This window comes from Streptomyces tailanensis (genome assembly GCF_008386495.1).
GTDB lineage: Bacteria > Actinomycetota > Actinomycetes > Streptomycetales > Streptomycetaceae > Streptomyces > Streptomyces tailanensis.
In genome coordinates, this window is sequence record NZ_VTHJ01000090.1 from 1 (window position 1) to 17,667 (window position 17,667).

Here is a 17,667-nt window from a genome sequence, read left to right on the forward strand (position 1 = left end):
CCGGCGTCCCAGATCGCACGATCACCGTAGCCCGAACAGCCCAGGACACCGCAAGCCCAGAAGCCGACCATCACACGATCGAGCCAATCCGCCCTCGTGCACACTCCCCGGCGAGCGGTTGGCAACCCCTGCACCGCGGCTTCACCCTCCGCTGGCGTCGTGACACGAGCGGCGCCGGAGACCCCCAGCCTCCGTATTCACTCCGACTGTATGGGAAAGACATGATCTTGAGGACATTCGGCTGGTCGTTCGCCGTCACAGCGGCCGGCCTTGCCTTCGCCGCGTGGCAGTGGGGCTGGGAGGCGTTCGGGATCGTACTGATCCTGTCGATCCTGGAGATATCGCTGTCCTTCGACAACGCGGTCGTCAACGCGGGGATCCTGAAGAAGATGAACGCCTTCTGGCAGCGCATCTTCCTCACCCTCGGCATTCTGATCGCGGTGTTCGGCATGCGGCTGGTGTTCCCGGTCGTGATTGTCGCTATCAGCGCGAAGGTCGGCCCCATCGAGGCGGTACAGCTCGCCCTCGACGACCCGACCCGCTACGAGGACCTGGTCACCGACGCCCACCCGGCGATCGCCGCCTTCGGCGGCATGTTCCTGCTGATGATCTTCCTCGACTTCATCCTCGAGGACCGCGATATCAAGTGGCTGGCCTGGCTGGAACGCCCGCTCGCCAAACTCGGCAAGGTCGACATGCTCTCGGTGTGCGTCGCGCTGATCGTGCTGCTGGCCACCGCGATGACCTTCGCCGCCCACGCCCACGTCAGCACAGGCCACGCGGACAAGTCCGCCACCGTGCTGTTTTCCGGCGTCGCCGGACTGGTCACCTACCTCATCGTGGGCGGCCTGTCCGGGTACTTCGAGGACAAGCTCGAAGAGGAGGAGCACGAACACGAGGAGGAGGAAGAGGCCAAGGCCGAGGGCAAACCGGTCTCGGCGGTCGCCCTGGCCGGCAAGGCCGCGTTCTTCCTCTTCCTGTACCTGGAAGTGCTGGACGCGTCATTCTCCTTCGACGGGGTGATCGGCGCCTTCGCCGTCACCAACCACATCTTCTGGATGGCCCTCGGCCTGGGCATCGGCGCGATGTACGTGCGTTCGCTGACGGTCCACCTGGTCCGCGAGGGCACCCTGGACGACTACGCCTACCTGGAGCACGGCGCCCACTACGCGATCGGCGCGCTCGCCGCGATCCTGCTGGTGACGATCCAGCACGAGATCAGCGAGATCATCACCGGCCTGGTCGGCGTGTTCCTGATCGCGGCCTCCTTCCTGTCCTCCGTACGCCGCAACAAGACACTCCAGGCGGCAGAGGCAACAGCCGCGGCCTCGGGCGAGAAGACCGAGGTCTCGTCCGGGGCCTGACCAGCCGACGAACCCTCGTGTGCCGTTCCACCACAGCGAGCCGCCCGGGGAGCGGCCTCCCACACTGCGCTTCCGCCCACTCGACCAAGCCGTCGCTGCACGCTCCGCCCACTGCATGTGGCGCATTGACGAACGGCGCGGAGCACACCCGCGGTTGGCGGGCGTTCACCCCAGAACCTCCTCCCTTACGTGCCGGAGGATTTGCCTTTAGTCTCAGCTCTGCTTACGAGTTACCAGCCAGTTAACAAGCCTTTGGATGGGCGCATCCGGGCCCGGAGGTCGATGTGAGTTCCGCGCAGTCCCTTCTTGAAAGCCGCCCCGTTTCCGTGGCGCACCTCTTCCTCTCAAGAGTCCGGGCCACACCCGAACTGGAGGCTTATCGCTACCCCGCGCCTGTCGACGACGGCGCTTCTTCCGGCACCGAGCAGTGGCACTCGCTGACCTGGGCGCAGGCCGGCGAGCGGGTCAAGGTGATCGCGGCCGGCCTTCTTGCACTCGGGGTGCAGCCCGAAGAGCGTGTGGCGATCTCCTCCTCCACTCGCGTGGAATGGATCCTGGCCGACATGGGCGTCATGTGCGCGGGCGCTGCCGCCACCGCCGTCTACCCCAGCACCAATGCCGACGAGACGGCGTACATCCTCGCCGACTCCGGCAGCCGGGCGATCTTCGTCGAGAACGCCGCCCAGCTGGCCAAGGTGGTCGCCCATGCAGACCGCCTGCCCGGGCTCGACCACGCGATCCTCTTCGACGCACAGGCGGACGCCACGCCCGTGGACGGCCGCCTGGAGGTGCTGTCCCTCGCCGAGTTCGAGAAGCTCGGCACCGCGCATCTGGAAGAGCACCCTGACGCGATCGAGGCAGCCGTCGGCGCCATCGAGCGGGAACAACTCGCGACCCTCATCTACACCTCCGGCACGACCGGCCGTCCCAAGGGCGTTCGCCTCGTCCACGACTGCTGGTCCTACCAGGGCGTCGCACAGGAGGTCAGCGGGCTGCTGCACCCCGACGACGTGCAGTTCCTCTGGCTGCCGCTGTCCCACGTATTCGGCAAGGCTCTGATCTCCGGCCAGATCAGGACCGGACATGTGATGGCCGTGGACGGGCGTGTCGACCGCATCATCACCAACCTGCCCGCCGTCCGGCCCACCGTGATGGCGTCCGCACCGCGGATCTTCGAGAAGGTCTACAACGGCATCGCGAGCAAGGCGAGGGCCGAGGGCGGCGCCAAGTACAAGATCTTCCTCTGGGCGGCGAAGGTCGCCCGCGACTACGCCAGGTCGCAGCAGAACACCGTGGCGGCGACCGCGAGGCGCAGGGTCCCCTTGTGGCTCTCCGTGCAGCACGCCCTGGCCGACCGGCTGGTGTACCGCAAGATCCGCGCTGCCTTCGGAGGCAATCTGCGCGGCAGCGTCTCGGGCAGTGCCGCGCTCGCCGCCGACATCGGCTACTTCTTCGCCGGCGCCGGCGTGCCCGTCCTCGAAGGCTATGGTCTGACCGAGACCAGTGCCGCCTGCACCGTCAACCCCGCCGACGACCTTCGCGTCGGCACCGTCGGCAAACCCCTGCCCGGGACCGAGGTCCGCATCGCCGACGACGGCGAGATCCTTCTCCGAGGCCCCGGAATCATGCGCGGCTACCACAACCTCCCGGAGAAGACCGACGAGGTACTGGAGAGCGACGGCTGGTTCCACACCGGCGACATCGGCGAGGTCGACGGCGACGGCTTCGTCCGGATCACCGACCGCAAGAAGGACCTGTTCAAGACCTCGGGTGGCAAGTACGTGGCTCCCACGGAGATCGAGGGGCGATTCAAGGCCGTCTGCCCGTTCGTGAGCAACGTGCTGGTCATCGGCAACGGCCGCAACTACTGCACCGCTCTGATCGCCCTGGACGAGACCGTCATCATGCCGTGGGCGGCATCCCACGACCTCGAAGGCCGCAGCTACGCGGAGGTCGTCTCGTCACCACAGGTTCACGAGTTGATCGACGGCTTCGTCCAGCGTGTCAACGGCGAACTGCAGCGGTGGCAGACCATCAAGAAGTTCTCGGTGTTGCCGCGTGATCTCGACGTGGAGCACGGTGAGCTCACCCCCAGCCTCAAGGTCAAGCGGCCTGTCGTGGAGCGCGAGTACACCGAGGCCATCGAGGCCATGTACGAGGGTTCCCGCGAGGCGTGACCTCCATCGGTCCGGTACGGCACTTCCCACAGCCGTACCGGACCGACGCCTGCGTCGTCATCGGGGTCGGCAAGACGGACCCGCCCTTCGGCAACCAGACGATCGACCAACTCCTGGGCCTTCGCCGGCCGTGTCCGGCAGCGTGGTGTAGCCATCAGACGGTGCTCCTGTGGCCGGTCGGTGCGACCGAGCCTCCCGGGCCACTGCGCGAGCTGGTCAAGGCGGCGTCCCCCCGCCAGGTTCGTGGATGCCGGGCCGATCACCGCCGGGACCTGCACCATCACGAAGGCGCCCCGGCCACACCACCCGAGGGGACGTCATCCTCAGCCTGCACAAGGCCGAAAGAGTGGCCGTCGGCAGTGGGAGTCCTCTGGGACTTTTCTGGGACTTCCGGCTCCATCAACGGGCACGAGCGTGAAACAGCCGAAAGGCCGTATGTGCAGGTCAGCAACGCACAGACGTCGAATGCGGCAGGCCACGGGGCTCCCTGGTCTCTTCCGGGACATCTGAACGACGGGTGCCGCCGCGCCCCTCCTGACCCGCACGTCGGAAGGGGGCGGCGGCACCCGTGGGACTTCTCCGTGAGGCGTGCCGCAGACAACCGTACGTGGCGCGATACTTCCCCCATGAGCCCTTCCCCTGCCTCGCCGATGCCGGGACGCAGGTGCACGCACTTTCGCGTGCTCTTCGTCTGCACGGGAAATCTGCACCGCTCCCCACTGGCCGAGCGCCTGCTGACGGCCCGGCTCGCCGCGTCTCCGGGAACATCGGGAGGATTCCGGGTGAGCAGCGCCGGCACCGTAGCCATGGCGGGAACGCCCATGGACCCGGCGGCGGCAACCCTCCTCGTCGAGTTGGGCGGGGATCCCCGCGGCGCGCTCGCTCGCCGACTGACCACAGCCCTGGTGGAGGACGCCGACCTCGTGCTGGGTGCCGCCGCGGAACACCGCGAGGCGGCCGTGCGGCTGTCTCCGCTGTGGGCCTTGCAACGGGCCTTCACCTTGCGTGAGTTCGGCCGGTTACTGAGGCCGGAGGACGCCGCGGGTGCGAGGGAACCCGCCGAACGAGCCGCGGCGCTGGTCAGGGGCGCCGCGGCACGACGTGGGACCGACGGCACCCGGACGGACGACGATGACGTGGCTGATCCGTACGGTGCCCCCCTGCGGGTGGCGCGGGAGGTCGCGGCACGGATCGCCGAGCCGGTGGAGCGGATCGCCGCGGCGGTACTGGGCCCGCCCCCTGCCTGCGCACACCCCACGCTCGAATCCCGAGCCTGAGGGATCCCCGGGCGGGAAAGCGGCTGGGCCGAGGGCGAAGACTGGGACGTACGGTCAGTTGCCACACGACGGGTACGGCCGCACCGTCGCCCGCAAGGGCCGCACCATGGGCTGGCGCAGCAGCGACAGGGGACGGTCCGAGGGACTCTCCAGCAGGTGCAACTCCAGGGTGCGGGTGGCACCTGCGGGCAGCTCCAGGTCAAGGGTGTAGACCGGGTGACCGCGCTCGACAGCTTGGTTCACGAGGATCGGTCGCCCGTCCAGAGCCGCCTCGGCCAGCCTCGCCCCCTTGCTCGCGTAGTACGAAACCAGCAGACGGTTGTCGCCGGGCCGGGTCCGGTAAGGACGGGCATCCAACCGCTGGGTGACATACGGGGGGAGCCCCGAGGCCGGTGCCCTGTTGGTGAGGTCCACGGTCACACTGACCTCACGGCCGGCCGCGACGCACCGGCCCGGCGCCCACTCCAGACGCCGGTCCAGGTAGTAGTCCAGCTTCGTGCCGGCCGCGTTGTTGACGACCAGTCCGGCGAACGGGTCGGAGGTGTCGGGCAGGGCACCGCCGTACGGGCGTCGCCCGAGTTCACGCTGTTCGGACGGGTGAGCACTCCACACCTTGACCCGTCCCTCCCTCAGCTGCCCGCTCAGGGCGGCGAGCAACGCGGGCCGTCGCTCCGGATCGTTCGCAACCCCCAGCAGCCGCCCCGCGACGGCGCGAGCCACGTCGAGGAAGAAGGCCTTGCGCTGTCGCGTGTCCGGGTAGGCCGCGTAACTGCTGCGCTCGGTGAGATCCACGACATTGGCAGCCGTGACGGCGGTGCCGTCCGGTAGACGGACGGAGCCGGATGCGGCGAGCAGCCCTGACAGGGCACTGGGATCGAGGGCGAACGCGCCGTCCGTCTTCCGACCTGTGTGGTCCTCCCATGCGGCCGTCCAGATGCGGGCCGCGTACGGGAAGTGCGGACTGAGGTTGGAGTTGACCCAAGTGGTAGTGGGGGCGTTGTGCCCGTGCGACGCGGCGTACTCGTCACCCAGGTCGACTGCCGCGACGGCGTCCGCCATCTCGGTGTCGTTGCCGAAGTGCTCGAACGCCAGTCGGCCCCGGTCCGCGGTGAGGACCGCGAACGCGCCGGGCAGTCCGCCCGTGCCGCGCGCCTCGGCCGTGTTCTCGAACACCACCACATACCGCCGTGGGCCCCGTTCTCCCAGCATGGACGGCATCACACGGGCCGCCGCGGCGGCGTCGACCGTGGCGGGGACGATCCGGTCGAGCCGTTCGGCGAGCTGGGCCCGGGCCCGGTCGACGGCGGGCAACCAGGTTCTACGAGGCAACTCGTCGACCTCGGTACGTACGTCGGAGGCGCTGCGCGAGGCCTGACCGAGAGCCGGAGCGGCACGGCGAAGCACGGAGAGGTTCAGGTGACCGCCGTCTTTCGCCGTGTCCGTGGTCAGTTCGGTGGCGGTGTCCGCCAGAGGGGAGAGCACGTCGCGGGTCAACCGCTCGGCAGCCTCCGCGGCACCGCGCACGGTGCGGACGGGGCCGCCGAGGACGGGCACGTGCGCGGCTGAGTACCAGGCCGGACCGGTGGTGAGACGGTGTGCTCGCGCGGCGTGTGCGGCGGCGGCACGCACGGCGGCGTCGGGTCCCCGCTTCACCGGCATGGCATTTCCCACGGGCACTTCCGCGGGGGGACCTGCGGCAATCTGCTGTCGCAGCGAGTTCAGCGCCTGTTGAGAGGCCAGCAGTTCGTCGCGAGCGAGCAGGCCGGTGATGACGATCCAACCGGCGCCGACCAGAGGCAGGCCCGCGAGAGCGCCCACGAGCAGCCTGGCACGACGGCGACCGAGCCAACCGACCAGGCTGTCGGCATGGTGCGGTTCGGGGTGTTTCCACAGACGCGGCATTCGCATGCTGCGGGCCGGCTCAGCCCTGTTCGGTGCGAGCGTGACGGCGCCGTACGACCGTGACCGTCTTGACAGCGACTGCGGCCAGCCCGGCAGCTCCGCCCAACAGCACCCAGTTCAGGCCCGAGTCGGTCTCCGTGGGTACCGTGCTGCCACTCACGTGACTGGTCGAGTCGTAGCCGGCCAAGGCAAGGCCTTCCCGCTGACTCGTCCCGATGGAGCCGGGCTGCTCCTCGGCGGCACCGGTTCTCAGGGCGAGGGTCTTTCCGTTCCCGGCGACCTTGACGGTGCCGGGCTGACCTTCGATGCCGCCTTCCATGGGGAGGCTCGCCCCGTCCGCGCTTCGCCACCCTCCCCCATGGCCATGCCCATGCCCATCCCCATGTCCGTTCCTTGCCGTCACCGTGACGGGTGCGGAGACGCTTCCCGACTCCTCGCCGGTGAGCGTGAACAGGTAAGGACCGGGCGGGGTGCCCTTTGGCACCTGGAAGCACCCGAACACCGTGCCCCGCGTGTTGGCCTGGTAGGTCGCGTCCTGGTCCTCACACTCGTCCCCGCCGCCTCCGCCGCCCCCGCTGCGGGGCGGTCCGCTCAGGGCGGTCGAGAACTCCGGGTCGAGCGATGCGGTGACCACCTCCTCGGGCTCGAACCCCTCTGCGCCGAAGTAGATCGCCCCACCCGCCGGCACCGAGGCAGTGATCAACTCTGGCGGGTAGGGCTGGTAGACATTCGTGGGCGCATCGGCATACGCGAACTGCGCGTTCGTCAGCGGTACGGCGGCAACGAAGGTAGCGGCTGTGGCAGCCACAACGGCCCGCCACGGCGAAGACTTGATCATCTTGTACCAATCTCCCAGCTGATCTCGTGTCCGGATGGCAGCGCCGCCAAAGGTTACCGACATATCCCCATATGCCGATAATCACACCGGAGCTAACGCAAAGCGCCTCAGGAACCTCCTAATGGCCCACTCTCAGGGCCCACACGGCCACATCCGCTCATGCGGCGACGGCTCGGCGCCGGCGTTCTCAGTAGGCGCCGTCGCCACGCAGTACGACCGGCAGTGTCCTCGCGAGGATGGCCAGGTCCTTCCGAACCGACCATGTGTCGACGTATTCCAGGTCCAGGCGCAGGGCGTCCTCCCAGGCGAGGTCGGAGCGGCCGCCGATCTGCCACAGGCCGGTGAGCCCCGGCCGGACCAGCAGGCGACGCCGGGCATCCCCGGTGAACACCGAGTCCTCGACCGGCAACGGCCGAGGACCGACCAACGACATGTGCCCCATCAGCACATTGGCCAGCTGCGGCAATTCGTCCAGGGAGTACCGACGCAGCCAACGTCCGACAGGGGTGACACGGGGGTCCTCACGAATCTTGAACAGCCGCCCGTCGGCTTCGTTGCGGACGACCAGCGCCGCCCGCAACTCCTCGGAGCCGACCTGCATGGTGCGCAGCTTGAGGACCTGGAACTCCTTGCCGCGCCAGCCCGTGCGGCGCTGACGGAACAGGGCGGACCCCGGAGTGTCGACCCTCACGGCGATGACAGCCGCGAGGAGCACCGGCGCCACCAGCAGGAGCAGCACTACGGCACCCACCACGTCGATGGCCCGTTTGGTCGTCCGCCCCGCCCATCGCCGCCGACGGCACGGCTCCGGCCGGCGGCGAGCCGTCTCTGCAGCGGATACCGGCATTTCCGTGCCCCTTCTCCTAGTGCGACAGACGGGTGAAAGGTGCTCCACCGCGAGGTGTTTCCACGCACGCGGCGTCTTATTTAACTCAAATCTGACTAATAGATAGAAACACGGCATCTGCCTGAGTTTCGGCAATGACACTGCAACTTGTCCCCGTCCCTCCAGCTTGGGGCGGGGCCTGCCGAGAGGACCTGCATGCGCGCGGTAGTGACGGGTGGGGCTGGGTTCATCGGCTCCCACCTGTGTGAGCGGCTGCTCCACGCGGGCCACGACGTGGTCTGCGTGGACAACTTGATGACATCCAGCGCTGACAACATCGAACATCTCATGGGCGAGCGACACTTCCAGTTCTGCTGCTGGGACGTCACCCAGGGCCTGAACGTGCCGGGGCCGGTGGACGCCGTCCTCCACCTGGCCTCACCCGCCTCGCCCGCGGACTACCTGAAACTGCCCCTGGAGACGCTCCGTGTGGGCTCGGCCGGAACCTGGCACGCCCTGGACCTGGCCGCCGCGAAACGCGCCCGATTCCTGCTGACCTCCACCTCCGAGTCGTACGGCGACCCCCTGATCCACCCTCAACCGGAGAGCTACTGGGGCCACGTCAACCCCGTGGGTCCGCGCTCGGCGTACGACGAAGCGAAACGCTTCGGCGAGGCACTGACCATGGCGTACCGCAGGAGCCGCGGTGTCGACGCCAAGATCGTGCGCATCTTCAACACCTTCGGCCCGCGGATGCGCCCGGACGACGGGCGGGCCATCCCCACCTTCATTCGCCAGGCACTGCTCGGAGAGCCGATCACGGTCACCGGAGACGGCAGTCAGACCCGGTCCCTGTGCTACGTCGATGATGTGGTCGACGGGTTGATGCGGATGCTCGCCAGCGGCCGTGGAGGGCCGGTCAACCTAGGTAATCCCCACGAAGTCTCCATGCTCGAACTGGCCCAGTGGATCAGCAAACTCACCGTTTCTTCCTCCGAGATCACGCTGATCCCCCGACCCGAGGACGATCCGGAAAAGCGGCGTCCGGACATCACCTTGGCCCGCGACCTCCTGGGATGGGAACCCACGACTCCGGTGGAGCGCGGCCTGTGCGACACGATCACCTACTTCCGACGCCGCCTGGCTTTCACCGAGTTCGCCAAGCACGGCAACACGCCCACCACGTTCCCGCTGAGCACCGAAACAGCTTCCTCATGACCGCCGCCCCACCAAGCTCACGAACGACCGGGCTGACGTCGACCGCGCCCGTGGTCGAGTGCCTCGGGGTGCCCATCACCGCGCACACCCGCGAGAGCGCGGCCCGTCACATCGTGCACCTCGCCCATCGGATCCGCGCGGCACGCCATGGGGACACCGGCGGACCGGACGCCCGCGGCGTCCCGCTCGGCAGTGACGTCCACCTGTCCAACGCGTACACGCTCGCCCTCGCGGACCGGGACCCCGAGCTGCACGGCATCCTGCGCTCGGCCTCTCTCAACCTCCCCGACGGACAGCCGGTCGTATGGGCCAACCAACTGCTCCACCGCGGTGCCACCCTGCCGAACACACGCGTCTACGGCCCCGATCTCCTGCTGGACGTCTTCGCCCTGAGCCGGCACACCGAACTGAACCACTACCTCCTCGGCTCCACGCCCCAGGTGCTGGACGCGCTGCACCGGGAACTGCGACAGCGTTGTCCGGGGGCGCGGATCGTCGGCACCAGTTCCCCGCCCTTCCGGCCGTTGACCCCCCAGGAACTGCGGCAACAGGTGGAGGACATCCGTTCCGTCGCGGCGGACATCGTCTGGGTGGGACTCGGCACCCCCAAGCAGGATCGCTGGGCCGCCGACCTGCGTGCCGCACTTCCCGTGGTGGCCGTGGCCGTGGGCGCCGCCTTCGACTTCATCGCCGGCACCAAGCGGCAGGCACCGCCCTGGATACAGCGCAACGGGCTGGAGTGGCTGTTCCGGCTGGGCAGCGAGCCGCGTCGGTTGTGGCGGCGGTACGTCTTCGGCAACGCGCGCTTCGTACGCGGCGTGGTACGCCAGGCGAGCCGCCACCTGGGAACTGGCGGCGGTGCGGTGCACCCGGCGGCCGATTGCCTGAATTCGGGCCAACTCGTCGGCCAGGTCCGGGAGATTCCTGGTGGGGTTCCTAGGGTACGGCCATGACGATCACCCCGGCGAAACCGTCGATGCGGGAGTTGCAAGAGCGCGAGCACGGAATCGGGCACGACTACGCAAAGGGCTCCCCGCATATCCGCCACCACACGATTCGAGATCGGCTGATCGGAAACCTGCATGCCCTGGTACAAGGGGTCATCGACCGGAATGGGCAATGCCGAGTGCTCGAGTTGGGAGCCGGGCACGGCACCTTCACCGACCATCTTGTGGCCGCGGGCGCGCAGGTCACGGTGACGGAGATGAGCGAACCGAGCGTCCGCTTCCTCCAGAGCCGATTCCGGCGCAATCCGAACGTCACCGTGCTGTACGACAAGGACGGCACCGCGGCCTGCCAAGCCGGACCCGTCGACGCCGTCGTATGCATCTCAGTCCTGCACCACATCCCGGACTACCTGGGCACCGTCGATCAGCTCATCGATCAAGTCGTTCCCGGCGGCGCGTTCCTGAGCGCCCAGGATCCCCTGTGGTATCCCCGCCGCTCCTCCCTGTCCATGAGGCTGGACCGCAACGCGTACTTCCTCTGGCGACTCGGACAGGGCCAACTCCGCCGCGGCCTCGCCACCCGTCTGCGCCGACGGCGCGGTGTCTACGACGAGGCCAACGAAGCCGACATGGTCGAGTACCACGTCGTCCGCGACGGTGTGGACGAGGAGGCCCTGCGCCGTCTGCTCGCTCCAGCCTTCAAGAAGGTGGAGGTCCAGCAGTACTGGTCCACTCAGTCGGGGCTGCTCCAGGCAGCCGGAGAACGGTTCTTCCCGCCGACGACTTTCGGCCTCTTCGCCAGAGACCGCCGGTGACCATATGCCTGTTGGGGTCGCGGTGCCGAATGCCGCAGTGCTGTACTCAACGCTCCGGTATGTGCGGCCCAAGCGATATATCCACGTGGGTTCCAGCTCCTTCTTCGTGCTCGGCGCTCTGGTGCAGACCGCCGAGCACTCACCGATGTCGCGACTGATGGTGTGAAATGCCAGGTACTTCAATGCAGATGATGCTCCGCCTCAAACTCTAGGGTTCTCATCGTGGCGGTGACGTTGGTGAAGCTCCTTCAGCGGAACTGCAGGAGTACGGGATCGGTTACAACCCTGCAAATAATTCCTCGCACAGCGGAGGTCGGCAGTGGCACATCTCGCTCGACGAATCAAGCTGAAGACTGCAGAGACCGTTGTGCCGCGGCTGACCCGCGTTCACCCGGATGGCAACTTGGAGCGGCTGGGCAGCGATTACGGTGGCTGGTGGGTCCCCACCGATCTGATCGCCGAGGACTCAGTTGTCTACGCGGCGGGCGTCGGCGAGGACGCCAGCTTCGACCTCGCGCTCATCAAGCGTTTCGGCTGTGAGGTATGGGCAATCGATCCCACACCACGCGCACTTGAATATGCGGGCCGAATCACCGACTCCCGGTGGCACTTCCTCCCCTTCGGGTTGTGGAAGGAGGATGCGGTGATGCATTTTCATCCACCGGTCGATACCGCACATGTCTCTCACTCCGTGACGGAGGTCCGCGGCAGCGGCCCGGGTTTCGACGCCCAGTGCTACTCGTTGGCATCGTTGACACAAAAACTAGGGCACCAGCGGGTCGACCTGCTGAAAATGGATATCGAAGGGGCAGAAGGTCCAGTGCTGGATCAACTTCTGATGGCCGAGATTCTTCCCGGAGCCATCTGCGTGGAGTTCGACGCGCCGGAGAGTCCCTGGGCTCTCCGGCGGCGGCTGAGTCGCTTGGAGAAGGCCGGGTACGTGGTGCGCTGGATCGAAGCGCGCAACTACACACTGGCTCTCCGCTGATGTCTCTCGACACCATGGTGCAGACCTCCCGCACCCCGTCGCTGCGGGTCGCCATTGTGCACAGCTTCTATGGTTCGGGGAGTCCCAGTGGCGAAAACCAAGCCGTGGTCGAACAAGCCGAGGCCCTGCGCCGGGCCGGACACCAGACCCACCTGGTGACGGTGCACACCGACCAGCTCAGCCGCTCTCCCTTCTACACCCTTCGGGCTGCTGTCACCGTGAGCACCGGGCGCGGCCGCTCTCCACTGGCCGAACTCCGGCGACTGCGGCCGGACGTGGTGCATGTGCACAACCTTTTTCCGAACTTCGGGCGCTCCTGGCTGCGGCACTGGCCTGGCCCCCTTGTCGCCACAGTGCACAACTACCGGCCGATGTGCGCCGCCGCAACCCTTTACCGGGACGGGGCGATGTGCTCGCTCTGTCCCGACGGCGACCGCTGGGCCGGGCTCCGAAACGGCTGCTATCGCGGATCGCAGGCGGCTACCGCGCCACTTGCCTGGGCAGGCCGCCACGGAGCCGCATCCGATCCTTTGCTGCGTGGCGCGGACCGTGTGGTGGTGCTGTCCGCTTTGAGTCGTCAGACGTACCTCCGGGCCGGTATCGATCACCAACGCCTGGCACTGGTGCCAAATTTCGCGACTGACGCTCATGCCTCAGCGCCGGCCGATGCAACGAGGCCCGAACGCAACTCTGCTGTCAACGCTGTATGGGTCTTCGCCGGCCGGCTGAGCCCGGAGAAAGGCCTGTTGGAACTGCTGGGCCGCTGGCCCACCGGGCAGCGGTTGGACGTCGTGGGTAAGGGCCCGCTACTCGATGCCTGCCGCCGTGCCGCACCGGAAGGCGTTCGCTTCCTCGGCCCTCTCAGCCACACTGAGCTTCGACGCCGCCTGCCGTCCTGGCGAGGGCTGATCTTCCCCAGTCGTTGGTTGGAAGGCGCCCCCCTCATCTACCCCGAGGCGCTCGCCGCCGGGCTCCCGGTTCTGGCGTTCACCGGTTCAGCCGTCGCCGACTCGGTGCAGTCGCACGGCACGGGCGTGGTTGTGGACTGGAACGAGCCACTGGCTGCGGTGCTCACCCGCGCCGCCGAACGCTTCCCCGCCCTGCGTCCTCACTGCCGCACGGTGTTCCTGCGCCATTACACCGAACGTGTCTGGACGGTGCGTACCGAGGCCGTGTACGCCGCCGCGCGCGCTCACCATGCCGCTGCACGGGAAAACGGTGGCGTCGAAGATGCACGGCTGCGACTACCGGAGATCTCATGAGAACACGCTGGAAGCAGGCGTCTCCCCGGGGCACTGAGGCAGGGACGAAATGCTGAGCACCGGTCGGCCCCGGCGGATCGTGGTAGTACAGCCGTACATTCCCAGCTACCGGACGAGTTTCTTCAACTGTCTCAGGACCCGCCTCGATGCTGTGGGCTGCATCCTGAACGTTCTGCATGGCCCTCCGCCCCCGAGCCATGTGGCACGGCGGGATGCTTCCTGCTGCACAGGTGCCGTTCAGGTACCCGTCTGTCGGTTGGCCGTACCCGGAGGACGGTCGCTGGTCTGGCTGCAGGTACAGCGCCAGGTGGCCTCTGCCGACATCGTGGTACTGGAACAGGCACTGCGTAACGTGGATACTTACTTGCTGCTCCTTAGGCAGCAGTTGGCACGGATGGCCGGCGCCGGTCCCCGGGTCGCGTTTTGGGGGCACGGCCGTACCTACACCAAGCCGGTGAATCGTCTGGAATCTGCGGCCAAGGATGCCATCACACGGCGTGCCGCATGGTTCTTCGCCTACACCGAAGGCGGGGCCGCCTACCTCGCCTCCCGCGGTTATCCCTCGCACCAGATCACCGTAGTGCGCAACTGCGTGGACACCGCGACGCTAGCCGACGTCCGCGAGCGCGCGGGAACCCCAGGGACTCAGGAGTTCGCCGAAGCAGCCGCGCTGCGCGAGCACCACCGTCTGCTGCCCGGACGCACAGCCTTGTTCGTTGGTGGGCTGGACACCCCCAAGCGGATCCCTTTCCTGCTGGAGTCTGTCCGGCGCATCGCCGATGCCCTGCCGGGGTTTCGACTACTGGTCGCCGGAGACGGATCGGACTGGCCCTTGGTGAACGCCGCGGCCTCCCGTGCCAACAGCCCGGTGGTCGCCTTGGGCCACACCACTGGACAGGACGTCGCGCTGCTCGGAGCGGTATCGGACATCATGCTGATGCCGGGGCGGGTAGGGCTGTGCGCGGTGGACTCCTTGGCGCTGCGCACGCCCATCGTCACCACGGACTGGCCATGGCACGCACCTGAGTTCGAGTACCTCGAGAACGGACGCAACGCCGTGATCACGCCCGACGATCCGGCAGCATATGCGACGGCGGCGCGAGCGCTGCTTACTGATCCGCCCCGCCTGCGATCGCTGCATGCCAGCTGCCGCCAGGACGCCGGCAACTACACGACCGATGCCATGGCCGAGCGCTTCTGCGACGGCCTGCTCAGAATTCCGGTGCCGTAGAGGGATTCTGCCAATAGGCGAGCAGGTTGAATGCCCATCAGCTGGCGGCGAGTGCGCATGGCGACTATCTGTCCGTCCGACGACTGCCCACCGCCGGATCGCTGGCCTGGACAGGCCGATTCGGGCAACACGCCTACCGCAACCTCCTGACGTGTTCTAAATGTTCTTTTATGTAACGTTTGATCCATGATAGATGTGACCGCTCCCCCGCCACGACGGCGTCGGCGGCCGCGTCTGTTGCTGATCGGAACGGCGACCTTCTGGGTTTTCGTGGGGGGCAACCTGGTTCCTGTGGGGTTGAACGCCCCGGCCACGGTTCTGCTCTTCACCGCCGCCCTGTTCGCCCTACCGTGCACACTGACGCGTCGGCCCGCAAGCGAGGCCGGCAACCTGGAACGACTCAACCCCTTGCGGGCGCCGCTGCCGCTCCCCCTGTGGGGCTTCGCTGCCTGGGGCGCGATCTCCGCGGTTCAGCAGCAGACGGAAACTGGTACCCAGAATGCCCTGGTCTACCTGTCCTTCGTCCTCCTGACGGCGCTCGCCGCCGCCTGGACGTCGGCCGGGGCACCCCTCGTGCTCCTGCGGTGGATCCGCGCGGCGGCTGTGGTGGGTGCCGTGGGCTACCTGGCGACCGTCGCCCTGCGGGGACCGGGAAGCAGCGGAATCTACCACGCCCGCGTCTACGGCGAGATCGTGTGGATCGGGATGGCCGCCTCTGTGCCGCTCGCCAACCGGTCACGCTGGGGATACGCGATCCCCTTGCTCCTGCTCGCGGCCAGCCTGCTCAGTCTCTCCCGCACTGCCACGGCCATTTGCGCCCTGGTGTTCCTGGCCCTCGCCGTCAAGGACCGCTGCCGCCGCGGCCTTCTCAAACTTGGTCTGCTCGCCACAGGGATGACGTACGGAGCCTTCTTGCTCCTGACCCGGTACCAGCCGCTGCGCGACCGATTCACGCAGAACGACAACGAGGAAATCGGAAACATGGTCATCGGTACCAGCGGCCGGTCCCAACTGTGGTCGATCACCTGGGACTCGATCAAGGAGGCGCCGTGGTTAGGCCACGGCATCGGTCACGCGGAAAGCCTGATCGGCAATACTGCAGGTATCAGTCGCCTCATGCATCCGCACAACGACTACCTTCGGTTGTGGAACGACCTCGGCATCATCGGCATCGGTCTGTGGGTGCTGGCGGTCCTCATTCTGTTCCGCGGCGCCTACCGCCGTTTGCGGGTCGCGACAAACGACAGCGACCGGGCCATCCACCAGGCGGCCCTGTTCGCCCTGATCGGGCTGAGCCTGAACGCGGTGACATCCAACTCACTGATCTACATCTTCACGGTCACCCCCGTTGCCGTGATCATCGGAACCAGCCTGGGGCGTGCCAACGCGCAGGACGCCTGCAGATCTACCGGCAGCGGCGGGGACCTCGCTCCTGCCCGCAGGGTCGATAACTCATCGCAGAGAGCACTTGTGCCGATCTGTAGGCGGGGAAGACATGCTCTCGCTGGCGGGCCGCGACCTTCATATAAGGGGTTCAGCCGTGCATGATGTACAGCGCCGGGTTGCGAGCAGCCGGATCGCCTCGGTAGCGGCCCTCCCAGGGCGGATGTATCTCGTCGGTCGGCATAATGCGGCTGAGTTGGCCAAGTCCGCCCGCTGGCTGGCGCGTTCGCGGGAGCATACGAATTTCACCTACGATCTCACGCCGCTGAACCGCGAGCATCTGGCATGGTTCATCGCCGAGGTGACGGCGCGTTCCGTCGGAGAAATCCGGGCGTATTTCGAAGAGGTCGAGTCGGACCGTGGGCTCCACGAGCATCTCCGGCGGGCGATCAAAGCCAGCGATCGGCAGCGCCTGGCCGACCGGGACGTCCGATTCGGGCGCCGTATCGGCTGGTATGCGCTGGTCCGTGCGCTTCGTCCGGCGCACATTGTCGAGACCGGTACGGACAAGGGACTAGGCACCTGTGTGCTTGCGGCAGCGGTTCGGCGCAACGGCGCAGGACGGGTGACGACGATCGACGTGAACCCGTGCTCGGGATACTTGATCTCGGGCCGGTACGGTGCAGTGGTCAATCGCCACATCGGTGACAGCATCGACGTCCTGGGGCAACTCGAAGTAGTGGACGTGTTTCTGCACGACAGTTTGCACACCGCTGGCTACGAGCATGCCGAGTTGGAAACCGTGGGGCCGCGCCTGACGGAAAAGGCCATGGTGCTCAGCGACAACGCACACGCCTCCGGGACCCTGTCCGACTGGGCAGAGGAAACGAGGCGCCGCTTCTTGTTCTTCGGTGAACAGCCCCGTGACCACTGGTACCCCGGTGGGGGGATCGGTGTGGCCTGGTCCCGGTCCAGCTGAACCACGCGTGTTTCCGGGATCAGAGGATGCGGGGTCCTCATGCCTGTGAGAAAGAGAGCGCGTGGCAGATCGGATGGGGCGGAGACCACCAAACGGAGGTCCTCGCGATCGGTGCGCCGAATGAGTGGTGCACGAGCGACGCTCCCGGATTTTGCCGGCTGGCACCGGGACGAGCGAGGATATTAAGGACTTCCGAGAGCCAGTCACTTCCCGCAGTCGCGCGTCCTTTTCTGTCTCGATACCCGCTGGGAGGTTCATGTGCCCCTCTGGGGAAAAGGCACGGCTATCACCGGCGCGTGGATGAAACGGATCCATGGCGATGACGTCAGGACTCCTGGCAGCAGCATTCTGTACAGCACCAGCCCGCTGCCCCGGTCGGGATCCGTGCTCCGGAACCACAGCCGTGGAGGATAACGCAGGCGCCACGCGAGCGGCGTCATCAGCGGGTTTGACCTCTACT

At 67.2% G+C, this 17,667-nt stretch carries 14 protein-coding genes; 11 read left to right on the top strand and 3 right to left on the bottom strand.

The window, feature by feature from the left end; genetic code table 11:
• The first annotated feature begins 221 nt into the window (after positions 1-221).
• From F3T56_RS41610 to F3T56_RS41620, 3 genes are all read left to right on the top strand, one after another.
• Positions 222-1,364 carry a DUF475 domain-containing protein gene (locus tag F3T56_RS41610; RefSeq protein ID WP_149830685.1) on the top strand — a complete coding sequence of 381 codons (1,143 nt, stop codon included), beginning with the start codon at positions 222-224 and terminating at the stop codon, positions 1,362-1,364.
• 284 nt (positions 1,365-1,648) lie between these two features.
• Positions 1,649-3,541 carry an AMP-dependent synthetase/ligase gene (locus F3T56_RS41615; protein WP_149830686.1) on the top strand — a complete coding sequence of 631 codons (1,893 nt, stop codon included), beginning with the start codon at positions 1,649-1,651 and terminating at the stop codon, positions 3,539-3,541.
• A gap of 626 nt (positions 3,542-4,167) precedes the next feature.
• The gene (locus tag F3T56_RS41620; RefSeq protein WP_246204416.1) at positions 4,168-4,818 is read left to right on the top strand and encodes an arsenate reductase/protein-tyrosine-phosphatase family protein; all 651 of its coding nucleotides are present in this window, start codon (positions 4,168-4,170) and stop codon (positions 4,816-4,818) included.
• 54 nt (positions 4,819-4,872) lie between these two features.
• Here the strand turns inward: F3T56_RS41620 and F3T56_RS41625 are convergent, their stop codons facing one another.
• The 3 genes from F3T56_RS41625 to F3T56_RS41635 all read right to left on the bottom strand — a co-directional run bounded on the left by F3T56_RS41625 (position 4,873) and on the right by F3T56_RS41635 (position 8,405).
• Positions 4,873-6,726 carry a DUF4012 domain-containing protein gene (locus F3T56_RS41625; RefSeq protein ID WP_246204428.1) on the bottom strand — a complete coding sequence of 618 codons (1,854 nt, stop codon included), beginning with the start codon at positions 6,724-6,726 and terminating at the stop codon, positions 4,873-4,875.
• A gap of 13 nt (positions 6,727-6,739) precedes the next feature.
• Positions 6,740-7,558: a hypothetical protein gene (locus F3T56_RS41630; RefSeq protein ID WP_149830687.1), complete on the bottom strand. Its 819-nt coding sequence runs from the start codon at positions 7,556-7,558 to the stop codon at positions 6,740-6,742.
• A 187-nt stretch (positions 7,559-7,745) separates the two neighbouring features.
• A complete protein-coding gene (locus F3T56_RS41635; RefSeq protein WP_246204430.1) occupies positions 7,746-8,405 on the bottom strand; it encodes a sugar transferase in 660 nt (219 codons plus the stop codon).
• 195 nt (positions 8,406-8,600) lie between these two features.
• On the opposite strand from F3T56_RS41635, the gene F3T56_RS41640 reads away from it, so the two are divergent.
• From F3T56_RS41640 to F3T56_RS41675, 8 genes are all read left to right on the top strand, one after another.
• Entirely contained in the window at positions 8,601-9,602 is a 1,002-nt protein-coding gene (locus tag F3T56_RS41640) for a UDP-glucuronic acid decarboxylase family protein (protein WP_172639400.1), read from the top strand.
• Entirely contained in the window at positions 9,599-10,555 is a 957-nt protein-coding gene (locus F3T56_RS41645; RefSeq protein WP_149830688.1) for a WecB/TagA/CpsF family glycosyltransferase, read from the top strand. Before F3T56_RS41640 ends, F3T56_RS41645 begins: the two co-directional genes overlap by 4 nt.
• Complete coding sequence (locus F3T56_RS41650; protein ID WP_246204432.1) at positions 10,552-11,364, top strand: class I SAM-dependent methyltransferase; 813 nt, start codon at positions 10,552-10,554, stop codon at positions 11,362-11,364. Before F3T56_RS41645 ends, F3T56_RS41650 begins: the two co-directional genes overlap by 4 nt.
• 319 nt (positions 11,365-11,683) lie before the next feature.
• Positions 11,684-12,352 (top strand): FkbM family methyltransferase, encoded by a 669-nt coding sequence (locus tag F3T56_RS41655; protein ID WP_149830689.1) that lies wholly within the window; start codon positions 11,684-11,686, stop codon positions 12,350-12,352.
• The gene (locus F3T56_RS41660) at positions 12,352-13,614 is read left to right on the top strand and encodes a glycosyltransferase family 4 protein (protein WP_149830690.1); all 1,263 of its coding nucleotides are present in this window, start codon (positions 12,352-12,354) and stop codon (positions 13,612-13,614) included. The genes F3T56_RS41655 and F3T56_RS41660 overlap by 1 nt, the downstream gene beginning before the upstream one ends.
• Positions 13,615-13,921: 307 nt before the next feature.
• Positions 13,922-14,845 (top strand): glycosyltransferase, encoded by a 924-nt coding sequence (locus F3T56_RS41665; RefSeq protein ID WP_246204434.1) that lies wholly within the window; start codon positions 13,922-13,924, stop codon positions 14,843-14,845.
• Between the two features lie 186 nt (positions 14,846-15,031).
• Positions 15,032-16,393, top strand: a complete 1,362-nt coding sequence (locus F3T56_RS41670; protein ID WP_149830692.1) for an O-antigen ligase family protein — start codon at positions 15,032-15,034, stop codon at positions 16,391-16,393.
• Complete coding sequence (locus tag F3T56_RS41675) at positions 16,386-17,207, top strand: class I SAM-dependent methyltransferase (protein ID WP_216373074.1); 822 nt, start codon at positions 16,386-16,388, stop codon at positions 17,205-17,207. Before F3T56_RS41670 ends, F3T56_RS41675 begins: the two co-directional genes overlap by 8 nt.
• Positions 17,208-17,667 lie beyond the last annotated feature (460 nt).